Source organism: Microbacterium azadirachtae (assembly GCF_025583665.1).
Lineage (GTDB): Bacteria > Actinomycetota > Actinomycetes > Actinomycetales > Microbacteriaceae > Microbacterium > Microbacterium azadirachtae.
In genome coordinates this window covers 1,730,020-1,754,606 of record NZ_CP099706.1, presented here as the reverse complement: position 1 = coordinate 1,754,606, position 24,587 = coordinate 1,730,020, and the positions used below count along the sequence as shown (strand labels likewise).

The 24,587-nt window shown below is 70.9% G+C and carries 25 protein-coding genes and 1 tRNA gene; 12 read left to right on the top strand and 14 right to left on the bottom strand.

The annotated features are described in order from the left end of the window. Nucleotides 1-86 precede the first annotated feature (86 nt). Nucleotides 87-938, top strand: coding sequence for a PAC2 family protein (locus NFX31_RS08340; protein ID WP_262957153.1), 852 nt, complete (start codon nucleotides 87-89; stop codon nucleotides 936-938). A gap of 31 nt (nucleotides 939-969) precedes the next feature. Here the strand turns inward: NFX31_RS08340 and NFX31_RS08335 are convergent, their stop codons facing one another. Then, the gene (locus tag NFX31_RS08335) at nucleotides 970-1,794 is read right to left on the bottom strand and encodes an undecaprenyl-diphosphate phosphatase (protein WP_091476295.1); all 825 of its coding nucleotides are present in this window, start codon (nucleotides 1,792-1,794) and stop codon (nucleotides 970-972) included. 62 nt (nucleotides 1,795-1,856) lie between these two features. Then, entirely contained in the window at nucleotides 1,857-3,158 is a 1,302-nt protein-coding gene (locus NFX31_RS08330; RefSeq protein ID WP_045252062.1) for a M20/M25/M40 family metallo-hydrolase, read from the bottom strand. Between the two features lie 109 nt (nucleotides 3,159-3,267). On the opposite strand from NFX31_RS08330, the gene NFX31_RS08325 reads away from it, so the two are divergent. Beyond that, nucleotides 3,268-3,352, top strand: a tRNA-Leu gene (locus NFX31_RS08325). A gap of 64 nt (nucleotides 3,353-3,416) precedes the next feature. Here NFX31_RS08325 and NFX31_RS08320 read toward each other — a convergent pair. The 3 genes from NFX31_RS08320 to NFX31_RS08310 all read right to left on the bottom strand — a co-directional run bounded on the left by NFX31_RS08320 (nucleotide 3,417) and on the right by NFX31_RS08310 (nucleotide 7,678). Further along, nucleotides 3,417-4,580: a trypsin-like serine peptidase gene (locus tag NFX31_RS08320; protein WP_262957152.1), complete on the bottom strand. Its 1,164-nt coding sequence runs from the start codon at nucleotides 4,578-4,580 to the stop codon at nucleotides 3,417-3,419. An 88-nt stretch (nucleotides 4,581-4,668) separates the two neighbouring features. After that, nucleotides 4,669-5,778, bottom strand: a complete 1,110-nt coding sequence (locus NFX31_RS08315; RefSeq protein WP_082072477.1) for a VIT1/CCC1 transporter family protein — start codon at nucleotides 5,776-5,778, stop codon at nucleotides 4,669-4,671. A gap of 157 nt (nucleotides 5,779-5,935) precedes the next feature. Beyond that, nucleotides 5,936-7,678 (bottom strand): DEAD/DEAH box helicase, encoded by a 1,743-nt coding sequence (locus tag NFX31_RS08310; RefSeq protein ID WP_262957151.1) that lies wholly within the window; start codon nucleotides 7,676-7,678, stop codon nucleotides 5,936-5,938. 134 nt (nucleotides 7,679-7,812) lie between these two features. Between NFX31_RS08310 and NFX31_RS08305 the strand changes: the two genes are divergently transcribed. After that, nucleotides 7,813-8,637, top strand: coding sequence for an SGNH/GDSL hydrolase family protein (locus NFX31_RS08305; protein WP_045252064.1), 825 nt, complete (start codon nucleotides 7,813-7,815; stop codon nucleotides 8,635-8,637). Between the two features lie 15 nt (nucleotides 8,638-8,652). On the opposite strand, the gene NFX31_RS08300 is transcribed toward NFX31_RS08305, so the two are convergent. Continuing rightward, complete coding sequence (locus NFX31_RS08300; RefSeq protein ID WP_045252065.1) at nucleotides 8,653-9,474, bottom strand: TrmH family RNA methyltransferase; 822 nt, start codon at nucleotides 9,472-9,474, stop codon at nucleotides 8,653-8,655. Between the two features lie 100 nt (nucleotides 9,475-9,574). Here NFX31_RS08300 and NFX31_RS08295 point away from each other — a divergent pair, with 100 nt between their 5' ends. The 3 genes from NFX31_RS08295 (at nucleotide 9,575) to NFX31_RS08285 (ending at nucleotide 12,386) form a co-directional block, all read left to right on the top strand. Further along, nucleotides 9,575-10,399, top strand: a complete 825-nt coding sequence (locus NFX31_RS08295) for a Sir2 family NAD-dependent protein deacetylase (RefSeq protein WP_045252172.1) — start codon at nucleotides 9,575-9,577, stop codon at nucleotides 10,397-10,399. Beyond that, a complete protein-coding gene (locus NFX31_RS08290; RefSeq protein ID WP_045252066.1) occupies nucleotides 10,396-10,980 on the top strand; it encodes a histidine phosphatase family protein in 585 nt (194 codons plus the stop codon). The genes NFX31_RS08295 and NFX31_RS08290 overlap by 4 nt, the downstream gene beginning before the upstream one ends. Before the next feature lie 92 nt (nucleotides 10,981-11,072). Next, on the top strand, nucleotides 11,073-12,386 hold the full coding sequence (locus NFX31_RS08285) for an MFS transporter (RefSeq protein ID WP_262957150.1): 1,314 nt from the start codon (nucleotides 11,073-11,075) through the stop codon (nucleotides 12,384-12,386). Between the two features lie 14 nt (nucleotides 12,387-12,400). On the opposite strand, the gene NFX31_RS08280 is transcribed toward NFX31_RS08285, so the two are convergent. The 3 genes from NFX31_RS08280 to NFX31_RS08270 are packed head-to-tail and all read right to left on the bottom strand — an operon-like array spanning nucleotide 12,401 to nucleotide 15,904. Beyond that, nucleotides 12,401-13,786: a dihydrolipoamide acetyltransferase family protein gene (locus tag NFX31_RS08280; protein WP_045252068.1), complete on the bottom strand. Its 1,386-nt coding sequence runs from the start codon at nucleotides 13,784-13,786 to the stop codon at nucleotides 12,401-12,403. Next, entirely contained in the window at nucleotides 13,783-14,793 is a 1,011-nt protein-coding gene (locus NFX31_RS08275) for an alpha-ketoacid dehydrogenase subunit beta (protein WP_175491166.1), read from the bottom strand. Before NFX31_RS08275 ends, NFX31_RS08280 begins: the two co-directional genes overlap by 4 nt. Nucleotide 14,794: 1 nt before the next feature. Next, nucleotides 14,795-15,904, bottom strand: coding sequence for a thiamine pyrophosphate-dependent dehydrogenase E1 component subunit alpha (locus NFX31_RS08270; RefSeq protein ID WP_262957149.1), 1,110 nt, complete (start codon nucleotides 15,902-15,904; stop codon nucleotides 14,795-14,797). 159 nt (nucleotides 15,905-16,063) lie between these two features. Between NFX31_RS08270 and NFX31_RS08265 the strand changes: the two genes are divergently transcribed. Then, nucleotides 16,064-16,549: an Lrp/AsnC family transcriptional regulator gene (locus tag NFX31_RS08265; protein WP_045252070.1), complete on the top strand. Its 486-nt coding sequence runs from the start codon at nucleotides 16,064-16,066 to the stop codon at nucleotides 16,547-16,549. Here NFX31_RS08265 and NFX31_RS08260 read toward each other — a convergent pair. Next, entirely contained in the window at nucleotides 16,509-17,435 is a 927-nt protein-coding gene (locus NFX31_RS08260; protein ID WP_262957148.1) for an alpha/beta fold hydrolase, read from the bottom strand. The two genes, NFX31_RS08265 and NFX31_RS08260, sit on opposite strands and share 41 nt — an antisense overlap. Before the next feature lie 115 nt (nucleotides 17,436-17,550). Between NFX31_RS08260 and NFX31_RS08255 the strand changes: the two genes are divergently transcribed. Together NFX31_RS08255 and NFX31_RS08250 are read left to right on the top strand one after the other, a co-directional pair. Beyond that, the gene (locus NFX31_RS08255; RefSeq protein WP_262957147.1) at nucleotides 17,551-18,297 is read left to right on the top strand and encodes an exonuclease domain-containing protein; all 747 of its coding nucleotides are present in this window, start codon (nucleotides 17,551-17,553) and stop codon (nucleotides 18,295-18,297) included. Nucleotides 18,298-18,338: 41 nt separating this feature from the next. Then, nucleotides 18,339-18,632 carry a hypothetical protein gene (locus NFX31_RS08250; protein WP_045252072.1) on the top strand — a complete coding sequence of 98 codons (294 nt, stop codon included), beginning with the start codon at nucleotides 18,339-18,341 and terminating at the stop codon, nucleotides 18,630-18,632. A gap of 72 nt (nucleotides 18,633-18,704) precedes the next feature. On the opposite strand, the gene NFX31_RS08245 is transcribed toward NFX31_RS08250, so the two are convergent. The 3 genes from NFX31_RS08245 to glgA all read right to left on the bottom strand — a co-directional run bounded on the left by NFX31_RS08245 (nucleotide 18,705) and on the right by glgA (nucleotide 21,079). Next, entirely contained in the window at nucleotides 18,705-18,962 is a 258-nt protein-coding gene (locus NFX31_RS08245) for a type B 50S ribosomal protein L31 (RefSeq protein WP_045252073.1), read from the bottom strand. A 130-nt stretch (nucleotides 18,963-19,092) separates the two neighbouring features. Beyond that, on the bottom strand, nucleotides 19,093-19,878 hold the full coding sequence (locus tag NFX31_RS08240) for an ABC transporter ATP-binding protein (protein WP_045252074.1): 786 nt from the start codon (nucleotides 19,876-19,878) through the stop codon (nucleotides 19,093-19,095). A gap of 16 nt (nucleotides 19,879-19,894) precedes the next feature. Then, nucleotides 19,895-21,079, bottom strand: a complete 1,185-nt coding sequence (glgA, locus tag NFX31_RS08235) for a glycogen synthase (RefSeq protein ID WP_091477434.1) — start codon at nucleotides 21,077-21,079, stop codon at nucleotides 19,895-19,897. 46 nt (nucleotides 21,080-21,125) lie between these two features. Here glgA and NFX31_RS08230 point away from each other — a divergent pair, with 46 nt between their 5' ends. The 3 genes from NFX31_RS08230 to NFX31_RS08220 all read left to right on the top strand — a co-directional run bounded on the left by NFX31_RS08230 (nucleotide 21,126) and on the right by NFX31_RS08220 (nucleotide 23,821). Next, nucleotides 21,126-22,370, top strand: a complete 1,245-nt coding sequence (locus tag NFX31_RS08230; RefSeq protein WP_045252075.1) for a glucose-1-phosphate adenylyltransferase — start codon at nucleotides 21,126-21,128, stop codon at nucleotides 22,368-22,370. 62 nt (nucleotides 22,371-22,432) lie between these two features. Next, nucleotides 22,433-23,068, top strand: a complete 636-nt coding sequence (gene serB, locus NFX31_RS08225) for a phosphoserine phosphatase SerB (RefSeq protein WP_262957146.1) — start codon at nucleotides 22,433-22,435, stop codon at nucleotides 23,066-23,068. Nucleotides 23,069-23,128: 60 nt separating this feature from the next. Next, the gene (locus tag NFX31_RS08220; protein ID WP_045252077.1) at nucleotides 23,129-23,821 is read left to right on the top strand and encodes an alpha/beta fold hydrolase; all 693 of its coding nucleotides are present in this window, start codon (nucleotides 23,129-23,131) and stop codon (nucleotides 23,819-23,821) included. Nucleotides 23,822-23,844: 23 nt separating this feature from the next. On the opposite strand, the gene NFX31_RS08215 is transcribed toward NFX31_RS08220, so the two are convergent. After that, complete coding sequence (locus NFX31_RS08215) at nucleotides 23,845-24,555, bottom strand: beta-ketoacyl-ACP reductase (protein ID WP_262957145.1); 711 nt, start codon at nucleotides 24,553-24,555, stop codon at nucleotides 23,845-23,847. Nucleotides 24,556-24,587: the final 32 nt, after the last annotated feature.

Sequence of the window (24,587 nt, the reverse complement as noted above, 5' to 3'; positions counted from 1 at the left end):
CATCGTACCGGCGTGCCGCCCCTCATCCTGAGGCAGGACTAGCCTGGACGGAACACGCGGCGCAGGTCGCCGCAGGAAGGAACACCGTGCAGGTACTCGGATCCCGGATCCTCGTCGCCGCCTTCGACGGCTGGAACGACGCTGGCGAGGCCGCGTCGGCCGCCGCAGAGCAGATCGACGACGGCGGATACGACCTCGTGCACGCGGTGGACCCCGAGCTGTACTTCGACTACCAGTGGGCGCGGCCGACGCTGGAGCGCGACCAGGAGGGCAACCGCAGCCTGCGCTGGCCCGCCGCACGCATGCAGCGGCCGAAGGGCGTCGCCGACGACGCCGAGCCCCGGCTTTGGCTGCTCACCGGCACCGAGCCGGCGCGCGCCTGGCAGGCGTTCAGCGCCGAGTTCATCGACTCGGCCCTGAGCGAGGACATCACGGGCTTCGTCACGCTCGGAGCCATGCTCTCGGACGTGCCGCACACGCGGCCGATCTCGATCTTCGCCTCGAGCGAGAACGCCGAGGTGCGCGACGCGCTCGGGATCGAGCGATCCAGCTACGAGGGCCCCATCGGCATCCTCTCCGCGCTCGACCACGCCGCGGAGCAGGCCGGCATCCCCGCACTGTCGCTGTGGGCGAACGTGCCGCACTACGTCCAGACCGGCGGCGCGTCGCCCAAGGCGACGCTGGCGCTGCTGGACCGCCTGCACGAGGTCACGGGCGTCGACGTGCCCCGGGGCACCCTCGCCACCGAGGCGGCCATGTGGGAGGCCACGATCGACGCCGCCGCGGCCGAGGATGAGGAGATGGCCGCCTACATCGCGCAGCTCGAGGCCAAGCGCGACACCTGGGACTCGCCGGACGCGTCGGGCGAGGCCATCGCGCAGGCGTTCGAGCGGTTCTTCCGGCGCAACGGCGAAGGCCCCGGCGACCACAAGCGCTGATTCGCCGCCGTGCGCTCGGCGGTAGCTCCCGTCAGGGCTTGATCACGCCCATCGCGAGCAGCACGATCAGCACGACGCCGAGCAGGATCCGGTAGATCACGAACGGCAGGAAGCTGCGCTGCGAGATCCAGCGCATGAAAAACGCGATGACACCCAGGCCCACGACGAAAGCGATGCCGGTCGCCGCGAGCGTCTCGCCCGCCGAGAACACGCTCGGCTCGCCGATGCTCTTGACCGCCTGATAGACGCCGGAACCGAAGACCGCGGGGATCGCGAGCAGGAAGGCGTAGCGGGCCGCGGCCTCGCGCTCATAGCCGAGCAGGAGCCCCGCCGTGATCGTGCCCCCGGAGCGGGAGACGCCGGGGATGAGCGCCAGCGACTGCGCGAGACCGTAGACGACGCCGTGCCCGAGGGTCAGATCCTTGAGCGTGCGCTTGCGCGCACCGATTGCGTCGGCGACGCCGAGGAGCACGCCGAACACGATCAGCATGATCGCGACGAGCCACAGCGACCGGAACACCGTCTCGATCTGGTCCTTGAACACGAGTCCCAGCACGACAATCGGGATGCTGCCGATGATGATCAGCCAGCCCATCCGCGCATCGGGGTCGTTCCTCGGGATCCGTCCGATCAGCGCCGACCACCAGCGGCTGACGATGCGGACGATGTCGCGCCAGAAGAACACCACGACGGCGGCCTCCGTGCCGATCTGCGTGATCGCGGTGAACGCCGCCCCTGGATCCTGTGCGCTCGGCAGGAACGCGCCGACGATGCGCAGATGCGCGCTCGAGGAGATCGGCAGGAACTCGGTGAGTCCCTGGACGATCCCGAGGAAGATGGCTTCGAGAAGGTGCATGGCTGGCTTTCGCGTGGGGCGCGGGCTCGCGCGGTCAGTCGTGGTGGGCGGGCGGCGCGGTCTCAGTACGTGCGCAGGAGATCGGTCAGCACGCGCTGCCCGAAGACGAGGGAGTCGATCGGAACGCGCTCGTCGACCCCGTGGAACATGCCGGTGAAGTCGAGGTCGGCGGGCAGCCGGAGCGGGGCGAAGCCGTAGCCCGTGATGCCCAGGAACGCGAGCGCCTTGTTGTCGGTGCCCGCGCCGAGCAGATACGGGATCACCGGCACGCCCGGATCGTGACGCCCCAGGGCCGCCACCATCGCGTCGACGAGGTCGCCGGCGAAGGGCGTCTCCATGCCGATGTCCTGCACGACCATCTCCAGCTCGACGTCGTCCCCCACGAGCTCGCGGAGCTGCGCCAGCACCTCGTCCTCCATGCCGGGGATGACCCGCACGTCGATGAGGGCCTCGGCACGCTCCGGGATCACGTTGTGCTTGTAGCCGGCTTGCAGCACGGTCGGGTTCGTCGTGGTGCGCAGCGTGGAGCGGAGGAACGCCTCCGCGGGGCCCGCCGCGGCGGCGAGGGCGTCCGGATCCTCGACGGGCAGCCCGGTGAGCGCGCTCATGCGCTGCAGGAACTCACGGGTCGTGTCGGTCAGCCGGATCGGCCACTGCGTGCGCCCGATCGCGGCGACGGCCTCGGCCAGCTTCGTCACGGCGTTGTCGGGGTGGAAGCGACTGCCGTGCCCGGCACGTCCCGTCGCGATCAGGCGGATCCACAGCAGGGCCTTCTCCCCCACCTGCAGAAGGTACGCGCGCTGGTCGCCTACGGGGATCGAATACCCCCCGACCTCGCTGATCGCCTCGGTGGCGCCCGCGAACCATTCCGGCCGGTTCTGGACGACGAGGGCGGAGCCCTCGACGCCGCCGTTCTCCTCGTCGGCGAAGAACACCAGGATGAGGTCGCGCTCCGGCTGCTCGCCGGCGCGAAGGATCTCGGCCACGGACGTGAGGATCATCGCGTCCATGTTCTTCATGTCCACGGCTCCCCGCCCCCAGAGCATGCCGTCCTGCACGACGCCGGCGAACGGATCCACGCTCCAGTCGCCCGCCATCGCCGGCACCACGTCGAGATGTCCATGCACGACGAGCGCCGGCTTGTCGCGATCGCGACCGGGCACGCGCGCCATCACGTTGGTGCGGCGCGGGATCGGCTCGTAGTACTCGGGCTCGAGCCCCAGCGACTCCAGGTACGCACCGACGTACTCGGCCGCCTCGCGTTCGCCCTTCGCGTCCCCACCGCCGAAGTTGGAGGTGTCGAAGCGGATGAGGTCGGCGGCGATCCGCGCGACCTCGGGAAGTTCGGCATCCGGCTGGGGCATGCGACAAGGCTATCGAACCCGCACGACGCGCCCGACGTGCGGTGCGGTTAGAGGCGACCTCCGGAACGTGATAGTGTCATTCCTCGGTTGGGAACAGCCGAAAACACCAGCGCGGGTGGCGGAATAGGTAGACGCGCTAGCTTGAGGTGCTAGTGCCCGCATAGGGCGTGGGGGTTCAAGTCCCCCCTCGCGCACGGTAGGTCGAAGGCCCCGGATCACACAGGATCCGGGGCCTTCGTCGTGCATCGGCCGCCGTGCTCAGAGCGGCCAGTTGCTCCGACCCCAGGCCATCATCCCGGTGAATCCGGAACCGCCCGCGACGACGTTGACCTTCTCGGTGTCGCCCCACTCCCACGGCCACGGCCCGGGCGCCCACTCGGTCTCCTGGCCGCTGACCACCCCGACGAGCCGCGGGTCGCCGTCGAACCAGCCGAAGTACGGTCCGCCGGAATTGCCCGGCGTCATGTCCGCGCGGGTCTCCAGCTCGCTGCCGCCGTGGGAGTCCGAGTCGATGTCGAACACCGAGCTGCCGAACTGACGCGAGGGACGCTGTCCACCGGCTACGGCTCCCGGGTACCCGAGCAGGGTCCACCGGTTCTGGTTCTGCCACGAGGACGAGAAGCCGTTGTACCCGAAGTAGCCCAGCCAGCTGCCCAGCGGCTGATAGAGGCGCAGCACGGCCCAGTCGTAGCCGGTGACGTCGCCGTGCACGTCATAGCCGCGAGCGTCCGAGACGTACGACTCGAACCCGCTCCCGTGCAGCGAGGTTCCGTCGAAGTACGCGGGCACGAACCGCATCCACCAGCCCTTCTTGCCCCACGGCACCATGTGACCCGCTGTCGCGACGAGACGGTCGCCGATGAGGGCTCCCGTGCCGACCTTGCCGTCGCTGTTGAACACCTTGCCGACCAGGCCCCACGGCCACGTCGCATCCCGGTACACGGCGCGGTCGTCGGGCCCGAAGACCCACAGCGGCTGCGTCGTGCCGCCGTCGAACCGGTGCAGCACACTCGGCCCGTCCGCGGCGATGGCGGGCCGCGGGTAGTACGACGCGGTCACCCAGTCCGGGCGATGGGAGTGAGGCCCGACCCTCGGGTCGATTCCGCGGAGCACCTCGTCCGGTGCGATCCGCTCCGCCGTCCGGCCGATCCGGTGCACGTCGGTCGCCTCGTAGGCGATCTCCCAGCCGTCGTCGTCCCGCTCGACCGACACCTTCGGCCTGGTGCGGGCGGAACCCGGCAGCCAGATCCTCCGTCGCGTGACGGCGTCGCGCGCCTCCGCCGGCATCGCCGACGCGTCTCCGATCAGCGGCGGTCGTTCGACGATCCTCTGCAGTTCGTCCGGCGCCTCCCTGCTTCCTCGGAACTCGAGCGGATCCGGGCTCGCTCCTGCACCGTCCGGACCCTTGCCCCGTGTCGCCATGTCCTTCTCCTCTCCGATCTGCCACCCCCGTCTCTCAGGAGCGGTCGGAGGCGTCGGAGATACACGACACGCCGAAGATTCTTCGGGATCAGCCCGCGCTGACCCCGAACAGCAGCCCGAGCACGTACGTGATCGCAGCCGCCCCGAAGCCGATCGCCAGCTGACGCAGTCCGCGACGCAGCGGCGGTCCGCCCGAGAGCACTCCGACCGTGGCTCCGGTGGACAGCAGCGCGACGCCGACGAGCACGAGCGCCACCACGACGGCAGGAGTGCCCTGCATGCCGAAGATCCAGGGCAGCACCGGCACGATGGCGCCCGATGCGAACAGGAGGAAGCTCGAGATCGCCGCGGGCCAGGCGTTGCCGATGATCTCGTGCTCGTCGCCGTCCTCGACGGGCACGCGCAGCGGCCCGGTCGCCCGCTGCGCCAGCCCGGCCTTCGCAGCGCTCACCACGCGGCGGGCGCGCTCGAGCGACTCGTCGGCGTCCATGCCGCGGGCGCGGTAGACCAGGGCGAGCTCGTTCTCGTCGAGATCCAGGTCGCTCGCGGTCGCGTCGCCGTGTCCGTTCTCCTCCGTCGCCTCGAGGAGCTCGCGCTGAGAACGCACCGACACGAACTCGCCGGCGCCCATCGAAAGCGCCCCGGCGAGGAGTCCCGCGAAGCCGCTGAAGAGCACGAATCCGCTGCTCGCGCCGGTGGCGCCGATGCCCAGCACGAGGGCGAGATTGCTCACGAGACCGTCGTTCGCGCCGAAGACGGCGGCGCGGAACGACCCGGACAGCTGCCGCCGTCCCCGCGCGGCGAGGCCGCGGACGACCTCGAAGTGCACCTTCTCGTCGGCCCGCATGGCCGGGGTCGCGTACACCTCGGAGTCGTACGGCGAGCGTGCCTCGGCGCTCTGCGCGAGCGCCAGCACGAAGATGGATCCGAAGCGTCCCGCCATCCACCCCAGGATCCGGGTGCGCAAGCCGGGACGCGGCAGCCGGGCCGGCTCGCCGCCGAGCAGCTCGAGCCAGTGCGCCTCGTGACGGCCTTCCGCGGCGGCGAGCTCGAGCAGGATCTGTCGCTCCTCGCCCTCGCGCCGGCCGGCGAGCTGCTGGTAGACGTGGGCCTCTGCGCGTTCGTCGACGAGATAGCGGGCCCAGCGACGGCGGTCGGCTGCGGTGGGTTCTGCGGGCACGGGAGCGGGGGTGTTCATCGACGTCCTTCGGGATCGGGGCCGTTCCACGCTATCCATCGGTCCGGCCGCGACCCGCACGGAGACGGGGATTGACAGCATTTCGGGGATCCGAACCGGTATCCCCCAGGCGCGTCCGACGACGGAACCGAGCGTGCGAGGGAGCGGGCCAGGCGGCTCAGGAGCGGACGCGCCGCCTGAGCAGGTCGATCCGCGACTGCAGCTGCGTGACGGTGGCCTGAGCGACCGCAGGACCGCCGCAGAGTCGTCGCAGTTCGGCGTGCACGGCGCCGTGCGGCTCCCCCGTCTGGCGCGCATACACGCCGACGAGGCTGTTGAGGAGCTGGCGCTGCTCGCGGAGCGTGCGATGCAACGGCTCGGGCAGCGTGGTGGTGGCGGCGGGCGTCTGCGCCTCGCGCGCCTCCCGCAGCCGAGACTGCCGGGACTGGCGCTGCATCAGCAGCTCGTGCACGTGCTCGGGCTCGAGCAGCCCGGGGATCCCGATGAACTCCTCCTCCTCGGGCGTGCCGGGTTCGGCGAGCTGTCCGAACTCCTTGCCGTCGAAGACGACGCGGTCGAAGTGGGCGAGCGAGGAGATCGCCTGGTAGCTGAACTCCTGGGTCAGCGCATCCGAGGCCTCCTCTTCGCGGTTCGCGCTCTCCAGGAGCGAATCGTCGAGTCCGTCGTCGTCCTTCGACTGCCGGTCGAGGGCGTGGTCGCGCTGCTTCTCCAGCTCGTTGGCGAGCTTCATGAGCACCGGCACGTTCGGCAGGAACACGCTCGCAGCCTCGCCCCGACGGCGCGCGCGCACGAAACGCCCGATCGCCTGCGCGAAGAACAGCGGCGTGGACGACGAGGTGGCGTAGACGCCGACGGCGAGCCGCGGCACGTCGACGCCTTCGGACACCATGCGCACCGCGACCATCCAACGGTCGTCGGACGCGCTGAACTTCTCGATGCGCTCCGAGGCGGTGGCGTCGTCCGAGAGCACGACCGTGGGCCGCTGCCCCGTCAGCGAGTGCAGGATCTTGGCGTAGGCGCGCGCCACCGTCTGATCGGTCGCGAGCACGAGCCCGCCGGCGTCGGGCACGTGGTGACGGATCTCGGTGAGGCGGCGATCGGCGGCCGACAGCACCGCGGGCATCCACTCCCCCTCCGGATCCAGCGCCGTGCGCCAGGCCTGCGACGTCACGTCCTTGGTGTTGTCCTGGCCGAGGTGGGCCTCGAGCTCGTCGCCCGCGCTGGTGCGCCAGCGCATCTTGCCCGCGTACATGTGGAACAGCACCGGGCGGACGACCCCGTCCTGGAGCGCGCGACCGTAGCCGTATGCGTAGTCGGTGCTCGAGATACGCGCACCGGACTCGTCGGGCAGATACTCCACGAACGGGATCGGCGCGGTGTCGCTGCGGAACGGCGTTCCGCTGAGGAGCAGGCGTCGCTTCGCCGGTCCGTAAGCTTCGCGGATCGCGTCGCCCCAGCTCAGCGCGTCGCCGCCGTGGTGCACCTCGTCGAGGATCACCAGCGTGCGCGCATCTTCGGTGAGGTGCTTGTGCACCGACGACTTCGCCGCCACCTGCGCGTAGGTCACCACGACGCCGTGATACTGCCGGGACGGCGCCCAATGGCTGTTGCGGAAGCGCGGGTCGAGGCGGATGTGCACGCGTGCCGCCGCATCGGCCCACTGGGTCTTGAGGTGCTCGGTCGGCGCGACCACGATCACGCGGTCGACCTCGTTCGTGCGCAGCAGCTCGACCGCGAGCGTGAGCGCGAAGGTCGTCTTGCCGGCGCCGGGCGTCGCGGCGACCAGGAAGTCGCGGCGATCCGGGATCCGGAAGTACTCCTCGAGCGCCTCGCGCTGCCATGCCCTCAGCCGATCGGCGGTTCCCCAGGGCGCGCGCTGGGGGAAGGACGGGGAGAGCATGGGATTCCACGATAGACGAGCCCGCCGACATCCCTGACCACCCGCCGCCGGCCGCCCGCTCGGCCGTTCGTCGTCCGGCGCGAGTAGTCTCGGATCCGGCGCCGTGCCGACCGCGCGGCACGCAGAGGAGGATCATGTCCGGTCACGAACCGCGCACCCCGTACGTCCCCAACGACACGCCGCATCCCTGGCACCGCTACGTCGCCCTGGGCGACTCGTTCACCGAGGGCATCGGCGATCCGGAGCCGAGCGCCCCGGGCGGGCACCGAGGCTGGGCCGACCGCGTCGCGGAGGTGCTGAGCGCGCAGAGCGAGGATTTCGCGTACGCGAATCTGGCCGTGCGCGGCAAGCTCATCGCACAGATCGCCGACGAGCAGGTGGCGCCGGCGATCGCGCTGAACCCCGACCTGATCACCCTGTGCGCCGGCGGCAACGACGTGATCCGCCCCGGCACCGACCCGGATGCGATCGCCGTCCAGCTGGACGACATGGTGACCCGCCTGGACCGCACCGGCGCGGCGATCGTGCTGATCACCGGCATCGACACGAATTTCACGCCGGTGTTCCGCCCGTTCCGCGGCAAGGTCGCGATCTACAACGAGAACGTGCGCGCCGTCGCAGAGCGGCACGACTGCATCGTCGCCGACCAGTGGGGACTGAAGACGATCCAGGATCCGCGGTTCTTCGCCGACGACCGGCTGCACATGAACCCGCTCGGACACCAGGAGGTGGCGCGTCTCGTGCTGCGTGCGCTGAACGTGCCGAACGATCTGCAGGCCATGGAGGCGGAGCCGTTCCCGGAGCGCACCTGGCGCGAGGCGCGCAGCGAGGACCTGGTGTGGGCCCGCACGCACCTCGTGCCCTGGGTGCTGAGGCGCCTGCGCCACCAGTCTTCGGGAGACGACGTCGAGGCGAAGCGTCCGGAGCCCAGCCCGGTGCTGCTGCGGCGGGAGGACTGAGGCGCGCGACGGGCGTCAGCGACCGGAGGGCGCGCGGACGTGCTGCAGCGCCCAGAGGGCCACGGCGGCCGTGGACGCGACGTTGAGCGAGTCCACGCCGCCCGCCATCGGGATCGTCACGATCGCCTCAGCCGCGCCGAGGGCCTCGGCACTGAGTCCGGGCCCCTCGGATCCGAAGGCCAGCGCGACGCGGTCGGGTCGTGCGGCGGCGTAGGCCTCGAGCGGCGTCGCGTCCTCGCGCAGCGCGAGCGCAGCGAGCTGGATCCCCTCGCGTCGCAGGAGCGGGGCGAGCTCCCGCCAATCCCCGAAGCGCGTCCAGGGCACCTGGAACACCGTACCCGTGCTGACCTTGACGCTGCGGCGGTAGAGCGGATCCGCGCAGCGGTCGGAGACGAGCACGGCATCCGCGCCGAGCGCCGCGGCGGCGCGGAACGCGGAGCCGACGTTCTGGTGCTCGACGAGGTCTTCGAGCACCAGAACGGTGCGTGCAGAGGACAGCAGCGACGCGAGCTCAGGCAGCGCCGGGCGGTGCATCGCGGCCAGGGCACCGCGATGCACGGGGAACCCCGCCACGGCCTCGACCACGGCGTCCGCACAGACGTACACGGTCACCGGCTCGTCGCCGACGACGCCGCGGATGCCGTCCAGCCAGCGCTCCTGGGTCAGCACGGACCGGGGGCGGTGTCCCGCCCGCACCGCGCGCTCGATGACTTTGAGCGACTCCGCGATGTACAGCCCGCCCTCGGCGTCGCGACGGTTGCGCAGCGCCGTGTCGGTCAGGTCGCGGTAGTCGTCGAGTCGGGGGTCGGCGGGGTCGTCGATGCGGATCTCGTGCACGCCTCCACTCTCCCAGGTCGCCCCGGGGTGCCGCGCCCCGGGGCGGGACGCCGGCCCGCGCAGCGCCCGTAGACTCGGTCGGGGAGGTTCCGTGAACAGCATGTCGTCGTTGCGCGCACAGCTCGAGCCCGTCGCCGAACTGCTCGCGGACCGTCGCATCGCCTTCCTCACCGGCGCGGGGCTCTCCACCGACTCCGGCATCCCGGCCTACCGCGGTGCAGGCTCCTCCCCGCGGCGGGCGCCCATGACCGTCCAGACGTTCCTCGGATCCGCGCAGGCGCAGCGGCGGTACTGGCTGGGCGGTCATCTCGGCTGGCGGTCCTTCGGCGCCGCGGAGGCGAATGCCGGCCATCGCGCGATCGCCGGACTCGAGAAGGCCGGGCGATCCGCCGGCGTGATCACCCAGAACGTCGATGGCCTGCACCTCGCTGCAGGCTCCGAGCGCGTGGTCGAGCTGCACGGCACGATGCGCACGGTGCTGTGCCTGCGGTGCGGGCAGACCTTCGCGCGCGACGCCGTGGCCGCGCAGATCGAACGGCGCAACCCCTGGCTGGACGTGCCGGACGAGGTGCTCCTCGGGCCCGACGGCGATGTGCGGCCGGAGAGCACCGACGGATTCGTCCTGCCGATCTGCACCGTCTGCGGGGGTCCGCTCAAGCCCGACGTGGTGTTCTTCGGGGAGTTCATCCCGACGGAGCGCTTCGCCACGGCGGAGGCGCTGCTGCGCTCCGGCGACGCCCTGATCGTCGCCGGATCGTCCCTCGTGGTGAACTCCGGCATCCGGATCATCGAGCGCGCCCGGCGTCGCGGCCTTCCCATCGTCATCGTCAATCTCGAGCCCACACGGGCCGACGCCTGGGCGTCCGCGACCATCGCGGCGTCCACCAGCGTCGTCCTCCCCGCCCTCCAGGAGCTGCTCACGTGACCCTCATCACCCTCATCCGCCACGGCCAGACCGACTGGAATCTGGAGGGAAGGATCCAGGGATCCACCGATATCCCCCTCAACGACACCGGACGTGCGCAGGCGCGCGCCGCCGCAGCGCGGCTCGCCGGCACGAGGTTCGACCACGTGTACACCAGCCCCTTGATGCGGGCACGCGAGACCGCGGAGATCATCGCCGGCGAGCTCGGACTGCCGGCGCCCCTGATCACGGTCGGGATGCGCGAGCACGAGTTCGGCGCCGCCGAGGGACTGCTCTGGGACGCCTATCGGGAGCGCTTCGGTGCGGACCGGGACGCGATCCCCGGGGCGGAGACCGTGCCGCAGCTCACCGAGCGGGCGCTCTCCTCGCTGGAGCGGATCGACCGCGCCGCCCGCCGTCGCTCCGCGCCACGCACCGAGTCGGTGCTGGTGGCGACGCACGGCGGGGTGATCCGCGCCCTCCTCGAGCACGCCTCGGGCGGCACGCTGCCCGCGCCCGGCGAGCGCCTCGGCAACGGCTCGGTGCACCGCTTCGCGATGGACGGCGGCGGCATCCGGCTGCTCGACGCGGTCGCCGTCTGACCCGCGCCGGGCGCGCCGGCGGCCGGCCGCTCACGCCGGGTTCCGCCCGCGTCCGGGCGTAGGATCGAAGGGCCGCCGACCCGAGGAGAGCCGTGAATCCCGCCCCTGCACCGACCTGGCGGATCTGGCTCATCTGGATCGTGGGCGTCGCGGCCTACGTGCTCTCCATCACGAACCGCACGTCGCTGTCCGCTGTGGGCGTGGACGCCGCGCACCTCTTCCACGCCGACGCGTCGACACTCTCGCTCTTCGCGGTGCTGCAGCTCGCGGTCTACGGCCTCATGCAGATCCCCGTCGGGCTGCTGCTGGATCGCTTCGGATCCCGGCCGATCATGGTCGCAGGCATGCTGCTGATGTCGGTGGGCCAGCTGGTCATGGCGCTCGCGCCGAACGTCGGGGTCGCGATCGTGGCGCGCATGATCCTCGGCGCCGGCGACGCCGCGATCTTCCCGGGTGTGCTGCGACTGGTGGCCATCTGGTTCCCGGCGCAGCGCGGTCCGCTCATGGCGCAGCTGACGGGCATCGTCGGGCAGCTGGGACAGCTCGTCGCCCTGATCCCGCTCCCGCTGCTCCTGCATTCCACCACCTGGTCGGTGGCCTTCGGCAGCCTCGCCGGACTCGGCGTGCTGTTCACGGTGCTCGTGTTCGCACTGATCCGCAACCGGCCGCCGGAGCTCACGCACGACGTGTCGGTGAACACCGACACGGGCGCGATCCGGGTCGTCACCTCGCAGGCCGACCTGCGGGTCTCACTCCGCGAAGCGCTCGCCCATCCCGGCACGCGCCTCGGATTCTGGACGCACTTCACGACGCCGTTCGCCGGCACCGCGTTCATGATGCTCTGGGGCATCCCGTTCCTCACCAGCGGCGAGGGCCTCTCGATCGGGGCCGCCTCGCTGGTGACGACGGTCTACGTGGTGTTCGGGATCCTGTTCGGTCCGGTGCTGGGAACGCTCTCGGCCCGCCATCCGACCAGCCGCTCCCTCATGCTCGTCCTGCCCACGATCGCGGTCCAGGTCATCGCCTGGCTCGCCGTGGTGCTCTGGCCGGGCCCGGCGCCGCTCTGGCTGCTGATCGTCCTCGCGGTCGCGCTCGCGTCGGGAGGACCGGCCTCCATGGTCGCCTTCGACCACGCGCGCACGCACAACCCGCAGCACCGGCTCAGCACCGCGACCGGCGTCGTCAACGGCGGCGGGTTCCTCGCCGCACTCATCGCGATCTTCCTCATCGGGCTCGCGCTGGATCTGCAGGGCGCCGGAACGCCGTCGACGTACTCGCTCGACGCGTTCCGCTGGGCGTTCCTCACCCAGCTGCCGCTGTGGATCCTCGGCACGGCGCTCATCGTGCGGGAGCGGCGTCTGACCCGGCGCGTGCTGGGTCTGGACCGCCGCTCCCGCGACGATTGAGCAGAGCGGAGCGCTCAGGCGAGCAGCATCGCGCGACCCGGCTCCTGCAGCACGTCGGCCACCGCCTTGAGGAACTGCGCTCCCTCCGCGCCGTCCACGATCCGGTGATCGAACGACAGGCTCAGCGTCATCACGTCGCGCAGCGCGATCTCGCCCCTGTGCTCCCACGGCATCCTGCGCACCGCGCCGAGGGCGAGGATGCCGGTCTGTCCGGGAGGCAGGATCGGGGTGCCCGCATCGATGCCGAACACGCCGATGTTCGTGAGCGAGAACGTCCCGCCCAGGAGATCGGCGGGAGGCGTCTTGCCGCTGCGCGCCGTGCGGGTCAGCTCCGCGACCGCGGCGGCGAGCTCGCCCAGCGTCAGGCGCTCGGCGTCGCGGATGACCGGCACGATCAGCCCGCGATCCGTGGCGGCTGCGATGCCGAGATCGACGAAGTGCTGCTGCACGATCTCCCCCGCCTCGCCGTCCCAGCGGGCGTTCAGACCCGGGAAATGCGCGAGCGCGAGGCACACGGCCTTCGCGACAACCGTGAGCACCCCGATGCGCGGCGAGTCCGGCGCGGCGGTGGCGCGCAGCGAGGCGATGAGCTCGCTCGTCGCCGTGACGTCGACCGTGTGGAACGTCGTCACGTGCGGCGCGGTGAAGGCGCTCTGCACCATGGCCTCGGCCGTGTGCTTGCGGACGCCTCGGATCGGGATGCGCGTTGTCGCGCGCTCCCCCGCCTCGGTGCGCCGGCGCACCGGCTCGGACGTCTGCACTGCCGTGGCCGGTCCGGGCGCGGCGGCGGTGCCCGCCGCCCGCTGGGTGAGACGCTCCCGATACGCGTCCACATCGCTCCGCGTGATCACCCGGTCGCCCAGTTCGGCGGCGACCAGGGCGAGGTCGACCCCGAGGCCTTTCGCATAGGCGCGCACGGGCGGGGTCGACCTCGGCCGCTCGCCGCGCACCGGCGGCGACGGCTGCACGTCGATCGCATCGTGCGGGGCCGCGACGCGCACGTCGGCGTCCGCCGCGACCACGGTCGTCGTGCCGGCGGCGGCTCGGCGGGCCCTGCGCCGGGGCCGTCCCGAGGACGGCGCGGCCCCGTAGCCGACGAGGTTCGGCCCCGACCCCTCTTCGACGGCGGTGGCGGACGGCACGGGCGTCGTGGGCTCGGCACCCTCGATCTCGAAGCCGACGAGGGGTGCGCCCACGGCGACGACGTCGCCGGCCGCCGCGTGCAGCGAGGCGATCACGCCTGCGTGCGGCGAGGGCAGCTCGACGATCGCCTTGGCGGTCTCGACCTCGGCGAGGGTCTGGTTCAACGTGACGGTGTCGCCCTCGGCGACCAGCCACTGCACGATCTCCGCCTCGGTGAGGCCTTCGCCGAGGTCCGGGAGAAGGAACTCCTGCTTCATCGCTCGGCTCCCTCCAGCAGCTGCTCGTCGTCGCAGACGCGGTCCACCGCGTCCAGGATCCTGTCGAGATCGGGTAGGTGGAACTTCTCCAGCTTCGCCGGCGGATACGGGATGTCGTGGCCGGTCACGCGCAGCGGCGCCGCCTCCAGCCAGGTGAAGCACTTCTCGGTGATGCTCGCGATGACCTCCGCAGCCACGCCGGCCTCGCGGGCGGCCTCGTGCGCGACCACCACTCTGCCGGTGCGGCGCACCGAGGCGCACACGGTGCCGTAGTCGACCGGTGACAGCGAGCGCAGGTCGATGACCTCCAGCGAACGCCCCTCGGACTCGGCCGCCTCGGCGGCGTCGAGCGCGGTGCGCACCATCGCGCCGTAGGTCACGATCGTGACGTCGGTCCCTTCGCGCACGACACGCGCCAGGCCCATGGGCGCGGCATCGGCGAGCGGCGTCTCCAGATCGACCTCGCCCTTGGCGTGGTAGAGCCGCTTGGGCTCGAAGAAGATCACGGGGTCGTCGCTCGCGATCGCCTGCCGAAGGCAGGTGTAGGCGTCCTGCGGATCCGACACGGCCACGACGCGCAGGCCCGCGGTGTGCACGAAGTACGCCTCGGGCGATTCCGAGTGGTGCTCGGCGGCCCCGATGCCCCCTCCCCACGGGATCCGGATCGTGATCGGCATCGGCACGGTGCCCTGGGTGCGGTAGTGGAGCTTCGCCACCTGCGAGACGATCTGATCGAACGCGGGGTAGACGAAACCGTCGAACTGGATCTCGACGACGGGCCGGTAACCGCGCATCGCGAGCCCGACGGCGGTGCCGACGATGCCCGACTCCGCCAGCGGCGTGTCGATGACCCGCTCCGGACCGAACTCGTCGAGGAGACCATCGGTGATGCGGAACACCCCTCCGAGCTTTCCGATGTCCTCACCCAGCAGGACGACCTTGGGATCGCCGGCCAGCGACTGCTTCAGCGCGGCGCCGAGCGCCTTGCCCATCGTCATCTGCACCATGTCACGCCTCCGCGAGGGTCGCGAGATAGCGCTCGAAGTCGGCGCGCTCCTCCGCGAGACCGGTGTGCGGCTCGGCGTAGACACCGTCGAACACCGCGAGCGGCTCGCGCGTCGTCATGTTCAGGCACGCGCTGCGCATCTGCATCGCCGCCTCGTCCGCCTCCGCCGCGAAACCCGCCGCGATCTCGTCGGTGAGCACGCCCTCCGCACGCAGCAGCGTCTCGAGGCGCGCCAGCGGATCCTTGCCCCGCCAGTACTCCAGCTCCGCAGGGTCACGGTAGCGGGTCGGGTCGTCGGCGGTGGTGTGCGGACCCATCCGATAGGTGACGAGCTCGAGGAACGCCGGGGATCCGCTGCGCGCCTGATCGAGCGCCCATCGCGTCGCCGCGAACACCGCCAGCACGTCGTTCCCGTCGACGCGCATGCTCGGGATGCCGAATCCCGGCGCGCGACCCGCGATCGGGTGCTGCGACTGCACGGCGACGGGCTCGGAGATCGCCCAGTGGTTGTTCTGGCAGATGAAGACGACCGGGGCACGGTACGACGAGGCGAAGACCATCGCCTCGTTGACATCGCCCTGGCTCGTGGCTCCGTCGCCGAAGTAGGTGACCGCGACCTGGTCGGAGCCGTCGTGGAGGATCCCGAGCGCGTAACCGACCGCGTGCAGCGTCTGCGCGCCGATGATGATCTGCAGCGGGGCCATGTGCATCACGGCAGGGTCGTAGGCAGCGCCCTCCTCGCCGCGCCACATGCGCACGTAGTCGCCGGGCTGGGCGCCGCGCGCGAGCATCACGCCCGTCTCGCGGTAGCTGGGGAAGATGACGTCGTCGGTGCGGAGGGCACGCGCCGAGCCGATCTGCGCGGCCTCCTGGCCCTGGCACGGCGCCCACAGGCCGAGCTGTCCCTGACGCTGCAGCGCGACGCCCTCGCTGTCGAGCCGGCGCAGCACGACCATGTCCCGGAGCAATGAGAGAAGCTTCTCGGAGGTGACGTCGGCGGCGAACGGCGCGAGGCGCGCATCCGCGACGCGATGTCCTCGGGAGTCGACGAGCCCGGCGGGCTCCTCGAGCCCGATGCCGGTGACCGTGATCGGATCAAGGTGGGTAGACATCTTCGTCCTCCTCAGTGGATCCGCCCTCGTGAGGCGGACCCGGTGCGTCTTCGCTTTGGGTTGAGCGTACGTCCGCTTCACACGACGCTCAAGCATTTGCGCGTCACCTGAGCATGTTGCCAAGTACGGCCCTCATGCGGGCTGCTAGCCTTTGGCAACATGGCAACCCTCGACCGCACCGATCTCGACATCCTCGAGATGCTCTCCGCCGACCCGCGCACCACCGTGGTCGCGATGGCCGAGAAGCTGCGCCTGTCCCGGAACACGATCCAGGCGCGGATGGCGCGCCTGGAGCAGACCGGGGTGTTCCTCCCCTACGAGCGCGCCTTCTCCCCCGCAGTGCTCGGGTATCCGCTGCAGGCGTTCATCAGCATCGGCGTGCGTCAGACCGAGCTGCCCCGGATCATCGCCGAGCTGGCACGCGTGCCCGAGGTCGTCCAGGCGCACGGCCTCAGCGGATCCATCGACCTGCTCGCGCTAGTGGCGTGCCGCGATGCACGGCACCTGTTCGACACCGATGCCCGCATCCTGTCGATCGACGGCGTCGAGCGGACCGAGACGTCGCTCGCGATGGGCGAGGTCATCCCGTTCCGCGTCGGGGGCCTCATGGGGCTGGCACGGCGAGAGGCCGGAGGAACCGCCTGATCGCTCCGGCCGCCTCGGCCGGAGTCTCGTAATGGATCAGGTGCCCGACGTGCGCGATCTCGACGAGCTCCGCGTCCGGGAACAGCGTCGCCAGGTGACGCTCCGCCTCGATCGGGGTGATGTCGTCGCGCTGCGCGGCGATGAGAAGCGTCGGGACCGCGATTCGCGGCGCGAACTCGCGGACGTCGTGCGACACGCTGGTGCGGAACGCCTGGCTGAGCACGTCGCGGTCGGAGAACCGTGAGAAGTAGGTGTCGTGCTGGTCGTGCACGAAGCGGCGCAGCTCCGGATCGGCGGTCTTCGCCATCGCGATGCTCATGACCCGCACGATGACCCGATTGCGCAGCAGCTCGGTCCCGAGCGCTTCGGGCAGCCGTGCCCCCAGGGCGTAGTACAGGATCGCCAGCCGGGTGAGCACCGCTTTCGGCCCCTCGAGCGCCGGCGCGCCGATGGGGTTGACGAGGATCAGCCGCGGAGTGGCCAGGCCGTTCGCGACGGCTGCGGAGGCGACGATCGAGCCGAACGAGTGCCCCAGCACGACCGCCCCCGGCGCCACCGCCGCAGCGAACTCCGACAGCCACTCGGCATAGGCCTCGATGTCGTGCACGCGGCCCGGCAGGGGCGCCGTCTCGCCGAATCCGGGCAGATCCGGCATGATCACGCGGATCCCCGCCGTCGACCCCGTCCCTTCGGCACCGGGCAGATGCGCGACCACGGGCTCGAGCCCGTGGTGCTCGCCCCGGAAGCCGTGCACGGCCAGGACGGTGAGCTCGGCATCCTCGGGCCCGTAGATCCAGTACGCGGTGCGTCCGCCGAGGACCTCGGCCTCGCGGCGCTGCACCGGGATCCGGTCCAGACGGGCGGCGTACGGCGAGGGAACGGGCATGCTCCGAGTCTACGGGGACCGCCTCGGCCGGCCTCGCGCCGCGGCGGATGCCGCGCTGCAGCCACCCGCCGCGCGCCGCCACCGGGATGTCCGCGGCCCGCCCTACGGTGGCGTCATGACCTCGCCTCCGCCGCTGCCGCCCTGGCTGACACGCGTCGGAGTCTTCGACCTCGAGACGACCGGGATCGATGTGACCCGCGACCGGATCGTCACCGCGCACGTGGGCGTCCTCGACCACCACGGAGCCGAGATCGCGGCGCGAACCTGGCTCGCCGACCCCGGGATCCCGATCCCCGCCGGTGCCACCGCGATCCACGGCATCACCTCCGAGCGGGCGTACCGCGACGGCGCCCCCGCCCCGCAGGTGATCGCCGGCGTCGTGGCCGCCCTTCGCTCGCTGCTCGACCAGGGTGTTCCGGTCGTCGCCTACAACGCCGCCTTCGACTTCTCCCTGCTCGCGCACGAAGCGCGACGCCACCGCATCGCGCCCCTGGAGAACCCGTCACCGGTGATCGATCCGCTCGTGATCGACAAGGCGTACGACCGATACCGGCCCGGCAAGCGCACTCTGGAGATCGTCGCCGCGCATTACCGGGTCGATCTCGTGGGCGCTCACGACGCCTCCGCCGACGCCGTCGCCGCGGGGCGCGTCGCGCAGGCCCTCGCCCAGCGCTTCCCCCTGCCGCCGAGCGCCGCCGAGCTGCACACCCGCCAGATCGGCTGGGCACGCGCTCAGGCGGCGAGCCTCACCGACTACTTCGTGCGGATCGGGCGGATCGAGCCCACGGAGCGCCTCGACGGACGCTGGCCGGTGCGCGACGGGGACGCGGCCCGTCAGGGAGCCTCCGCCGGATCCCTCTGACGGCGGATCCGGATCCGGCCACACCGGCGTATCGTGCCGCTATGGACGTCTCGCCGAACACCGTGATCGGCTGGATCTCGGTCGCCGTCCCCGTGACGGCCGCGCTGTACGTCGTCGTCTACGCCGTGTGGACGCTGATCCGTCGTCGTCCACTCGAGCAGCGCTACCCCGTGCGCGGCGGGGGGATCGGCGGCGCCTTCGACAGCGTGTTCGCACCGTCGTCGCTCGAGGCCGAATCCGAGCGAGATCGCCAGACGCGTCGCACGGCCCCCTCGCCGGCGCCGGGAGAGCCGCCCTGGAACATCGACGGCGACCGGATCCGCATCGATCTCTGACATTCCGGGACGCGCTGGCCGTCGCCCGGATATGACGAAGGCCCCGCCGGAGCGGGGCCTTCGAGGAAGCGATTACTTGCTGGAACCGCCGAAGTTCTTGAAGCGCTGGTTGAACTTCTCGACGCGGCCGGCCGAGTCCATGATGCGCTGCTTGCCCGTGTAGAACGGGTGCGAGGCCGAGGAGATCTCGACGTCGATGACGGGGTACTCCACGCCGTCGAGCTCGATCGTCTTGTCGCTCGTGACCGTCGAACGGGTCAGGAACGTGTCTCCGGAGCCGAGGTCGCGGAACACGACGGCGCGGTACTCGGGGTGGATGTCAGTCTTCATGGGATTCCTTACGTGGTGCCCTGGATTGTGCCAGGGGCGAGGGAAGTCTGTAGTGCGGAATGCACCAAGGATCGATTCTAGCACTGCCCACGGCGCGCGCCGATCCCGGCGGTCCGCTGCCGTGGCGGGGTCAGGATGCGGCGCGGGCCGCGTACCGCCCGTCGGCCCGGTCGAGCGCGATCGGCATCCCGAACGCCTCGCTCAGCGCCTCGGCGGTGAGAGTCTGCTCGACGGGTCCCGCCGCGACGATCGCACCCTCGCGCAGCAGCAGCACGTGCGTGAAGCCGACGGGGATCTCCTCGACGTGATGCGTGACCATGACCATCGCGGGCGTGGTCGGCGACTGCGCGAAACCGCTGAGCAGGCCCAGCAGCTCCTCGCGGGCGCCGAGGTCGAGGCTCGCGCTGGGCTCGTCGAGCAGCAGCAGCTCGGGATCCGTCATCACTGCACGCGCGATCTGCACGCGCTTCTGCTCGCCGTCGCTGAGCGTGCCGAAGTGACGCTCGGCGAGGTGCTCCAGGTGCCACTGCTCCAGCACGCGCATCGCGCGGCGCTCATCGAGCGACTCGTACGACTCGTTCCAGCGCCCGATCACGGAGTACGCGGCCGTCATGACCGTGTTCAGCACGGTCTCGTCGGCGGGGATCCGGCGCGCCATCGCCGAGGAGGCGAAACCGATGCGCGGACGGATCTCGAACACATCGGCACGACCGAGGGTCTCCCCCAGCACGTCGACGCGGCCCTGGGTGGGGTGCATCAGAGTGTCGGCGAGCTGCAGCAGCGTCGTCTTGCCGGCGCCGTTCGGTCCGAGCACGACCCAGCGCTGATCGTCCTCGACGGTCCAGGACAGATGATCGACGATGTTGCGGCCGTCGCGGCGCACCACGACATCCGAGAATTCGAGGACGGCAGACATGCCCTCAGCCTATCGGTCAGGCCGAGAGCTCCTCGTAGAGCGCCCTGGTCGTGTCGGCGATCGCCGCCCAGCTGAAGTCGGCCGCCGCACGTTCACGACCCGCCTCGCCGTAGGCCTTCGCACGCGCCGGATCGGAGACGACCTCGGTGAGCACCGCCGCCAGATCCGCGACGAAGCGCTCGGGGTCGACGGGGGTCCCCGTGCCGTCCTGGACCTGCTCGATCGGCACCAGACGACCGGTCACCCCATCGACCACGACCTCCGGGATCCCGCCGGTCGCCGTGCCGACGACGGCGGCACCGCACGCCATCGCCTCGAGGTTCACGATCCCGAGCGGCTCGTAGACCGACGGGCAGACGAACGTGGTCGCCGCCGTCAGGATCGCCGAGAGCTCGTGGCGCGGGAGGAACTCCTCGATCCACACCACGCCCGTGCGCGACGCCGTGAGCTCCGCGACCAGGCCGCGCACCTCGTCCATGATCTCCGGGGTGTCCGGCGCGCCGGCGCAGAGCACGAGCTGCACGTCGGCGGGGAGCTTCTCGGCCGCACGGAGGAAGTACGGCAGGCCCTTCTGCCGCGTGATCCGACCGACGAAGACCACCGACGGGCGCGCCGGATCGATCCCGTGCTTCGCGAGCACCGCCGGGTCGTCGACGGGATGCCAGGCGTCGACGTCGATGCCGTTGTAGATCACGCGCACCTTCGCCGGGTCGACCTGCGGATAGGCGCGCAGGATGTCGTTGCGCATCCCCCCGCTGACCGCGATGATCGCCGCGGCGTTCTCGTAGGCGAGCCGCTCGATCCCGCTCGACACGGCGTAGCCGCCGCCGAGCTGCTCCGCCTTCCACGGCCGCAGGGGCTCGAGGCTGTGCGCCGTCAGCACGTGCGGGATGCCGTGCAGCTGCGCGGCGATGTGCCCGGCGAAGTTCGCGTACCAGGTGTGGCTGTGCACCACATCGGCCCCGGCGATGTCCGGCACCATGTCGAGATCCGTGCCCAGGGTCTGCAGCGCCGGGTTCGCCGTGGCGAGTTCGACAGGTGTCCGATAAGCCGTCACGCCCTGTTCATCCCGGTCGGCGCCGAACGCGCGCACCTGCACATCGAGGCCGGAACGCAGGGCTTTCACGAGTTCCGCGACGTGCACGCCGGCCCCTCCGTAGATCTCCGGCGGGTACTCCTTGGTGATGATGTCGACGCGCATGTCCTGAAGGTAGTACATCGCGTCGGCGGGGCTCTATGGTGGACGCATGTCGGCACCAAAGAAGGTTTTCGGGATCATCCTCGCCGGCGGCGAGGGCAAGCGGTTGATGCCTCTGACGGCGGACCGGGCGAAGCCCGCGGTGCCGTTCGGCGGGCAGTACCGATTGATCGATTTCGCGATCTCGAACCTGATCAACTCAGGCCTGAGACAGATCGTGGTGCTCACGCAGTACAAGTCCCACAGTCTCGACCGGCACATCTCGCAGACCTGGCGGATGTCTGCGCTGCTCGATTCCTACGTCACCTCGGTCCCCGCGCAGCAGCGCCTCGGAAAGCGCTGGTTCTCCGGCTCCGCCGACGCGATCCTGCAGAGCATGAACCTGATCCTCGACGAGAAACCGGACATCGTGGTCGTCATCGGCGCCGACCACGTCTACCGGATGGACTTCCGTCAGATGATCGACGCGCACATCGCGTCCGGAGCGCGCGCCACGGTCGCGGGCATCCGCCAGCCGCTCGCCCTCGCGTCGCAGTTCGGGGTCATCGACATCGCGGACGGCGACTCGGGACGCATCAGCCAGTTCCTGGAGAAGCCGTCCGACCCCACAGGTCTGCCGGACTCCCCGCACGAGGTGCTCGCATCGATGGGCAACTACGTCTTCGACGCCGACGCGCTCATCGAAGCCGTCGAGGCCGACGGCGAGCTCGCGGGGTCGAATCACGACATGGGCGGCGACATCGTGCCCTACTTCGTGAACCGGGGCGAGGCCGGCTTCTACGACATGAAGCAGAACGAGGTCCCCGGGTCCTCGCCGCGCGATCGCTCGTACTGGCGCGACGTCGGCACGATCGAGTCCTTCTTCGACGCACACATGGACCTGATCTCGACGCTGCCGATCTTCAACCTCTACAACATGGAGTGGCCGATCCACTCGCAGGCGGTGAACTCGCCGCCCGCGAAGTTCGTGCGGGACTCCGTCGGCCGGATCGGCAACGCGATCGACTCGATCGTCTCGCTCGGATCGGTGCTCTCCGGCACGCATCTCGAACGCAGCGTGGTGGGTCCGTGGACGCTCGCGGCCGGGGGCTCGACGATCACCGATTCCGTGCTGTTCGACGGTGTGCGCGTCGGGCAGGGGGCACGCGTGCACCGCGCGATCCTGGACAAGAACGTCGTGCTGCTGGACGGGGCGACCGTCGGCGTCGATCGCGAGCGAGATCTCGACCGCGGATTCACCATCACCGAGACCGGCCTCACGGTGGTCGGAAAGGGCGTGCGGATCGAGCGCTGACCGCGGCGCCCGCACGCGACACAGAGCCGGGACGGCATCGTCGTGACGGTTACGCTCGTCGGGTGACCTCTGCGCGCTTCCTCGTCGTCCTCGATGCCGATTCCACGCTCATCCGCGACGAGGTGATCGAACTGCTCGCCGACGAGGCAGGACGGCGCGCGGAGGTGCAGGCGGCGACCGAGGCCGCCATGCGCGGGGAGGTCGATTTCGCGACGAGTCTGCGATCCCGCGTCGCGGCCCTCGCAGGCGTCCCCATCGAGGCCTTCGCGCGGGTGCGCGACCGCATCGAGCCGACGCCCGGCGTGCGGACGCTGATCGACGAGGTGCACGCGCGGGGCGGCGCCGTCGGTGTGGTCTCCGGCGGGTTCCACGAGATCCTCGACCACGTGGCTCCGGCGCTCGGCGTCGACCGGTGGCGCGCCAACCGCCTGGCGGTGCAGGACGGCGCGCTGACCGGCCGGGTCGACGGCGAGATCATCGACGCGGCGGCGAAGGCGGCGACCCTCCAGGAGTGGGCCGCGCAGCTCGGCGTCGCCCCGCACGCGACGATCGCGATCGGCGACGGAGCGAACGATCTGCAGATGATGGCGGCCGCCGGCCTCGGACTCGCCTTCAACGCCAAGCCCGCGGTGCGTGCCGCCGCCTCCCTCGTGATCGAACGCGTCGATCTCGCCGAGGTCGTTCCGCTGCTTCCCTGACCCCACAAGAACTCAGGGCGACGCTGGCGCGATGTCGGAGACGCCCCGTAGCGTCGGGGCATGGACATCATCCTCGTTCCCGGCCTGTGGCTCGACGCCGCCTCATGGGCGCCCGTGATCGAACCCCTGCGCGCGGCCGGCCACAACCCCCGCCCGCTCACCCTGCCCGGGGTCGGCGAGCCCGCTTCCGGATCCGGAGACGTCCGCCTGACCGACTGGATCGACACCGTGGTGACCGCGATCGACGAGGCGGCGCACGAGGTGGTGCTGGTGGGTCATTCGGGCGGCGGCAACGTCATCTGGGGCGCCGTCGACGCCCGCCCGGATCGCGTGCGCCGGGCCGTGTTCGTCGATACGGTCCCGCCACCGCCCGGCAGCGGGATCAGCGAGTTCCCGGTCGTGGACGGCGTGATCCCCTTCCCGGGCTGGGACTTCTTCGACGCCGAGGACGTGGCGGACCTCGACGAGGCGACCAGGGCGTCGGTCGGGCGCGAGGCCAGAAGCGTGCCGAAGCACGTGCCGACCGATCCCCTCCCCCTCACCGACGAGCGCCGGTTCGACGTGCCCGTCACGCTGCTGATGGGCTCCCTGGAGCAGGAGCAGCTGGAGTCGTTCCTCGCGCAGTGGGACTCCTACGGCGAGGAGTACCGCAGCGTCCGCGATGCGGAGGTCGTGCGGATCGGATCCGGCCACTGGCCGCAGTTCTCCGCACCCGGGCGCCTCGCAGAGCTGCTGATCTCGTCGGTGCGCTGAGGCGGCCCGACGAGATCGCGGGATCAGTGCCCCATGCCGAGGCCGCCGTCGACGGGGATCACCGCACCGGAGATGTAGGCGGCGTCATCGGACGCGAGCCAGGTGACGACGCCCGCGACCTCGTCGGCGGAGGCGAAACGTCCGGCCGGGATGCTCGCCTTGTACTGCTTCTGGGTGTCCTCGGGGAGCTCCGCCGTCATATCGGTCTCGATGAACCCCGGAGCGACAACGTTCGCGGTGATGCCGCGGGCACCCAGCTCACGGGTGAGCGAGCGGGCGAAGCCCACGAGGGCGCTCTTGGACGCCGCGTAGTTGATCTGCCCCGCCGACCCGTACAGGCCGACGACGCTGGAGATGAGGATCACCCGGCCGAAGCGCGCCTTGAGCATCCCCTTGGAGGCGCGCTTGACCACTCGGAACGACCCGCCGAGATTGGTGGAGACCACGCTGTCGAAGTCGTCCTCGGACATCCGCAGCAGCAGCGTGTCCTTGGTGATGCCCGCGTTCGCGACCACGATCTCGATCGGTCCGAGCTTCTGCTCGACCTCGGTGAATGCCGCGTCCACCGCGGCCCCGTCGGTGACATCGGCCCGGACGGTCAGCGTGCCCTCGGGGCCCTCGCCGCTGCGGGCGGTGACGGCGACCCGGTAGCCTTCGCGCACGAAGCGCTCGGCGATGGCGCGGCCGATGCCGCGGTTTCCGCCGGTGACCAGGACGACGCGATCAGTGCTCATGCAGGGCTCCCAAGAATCGAGGTGTACGGCAC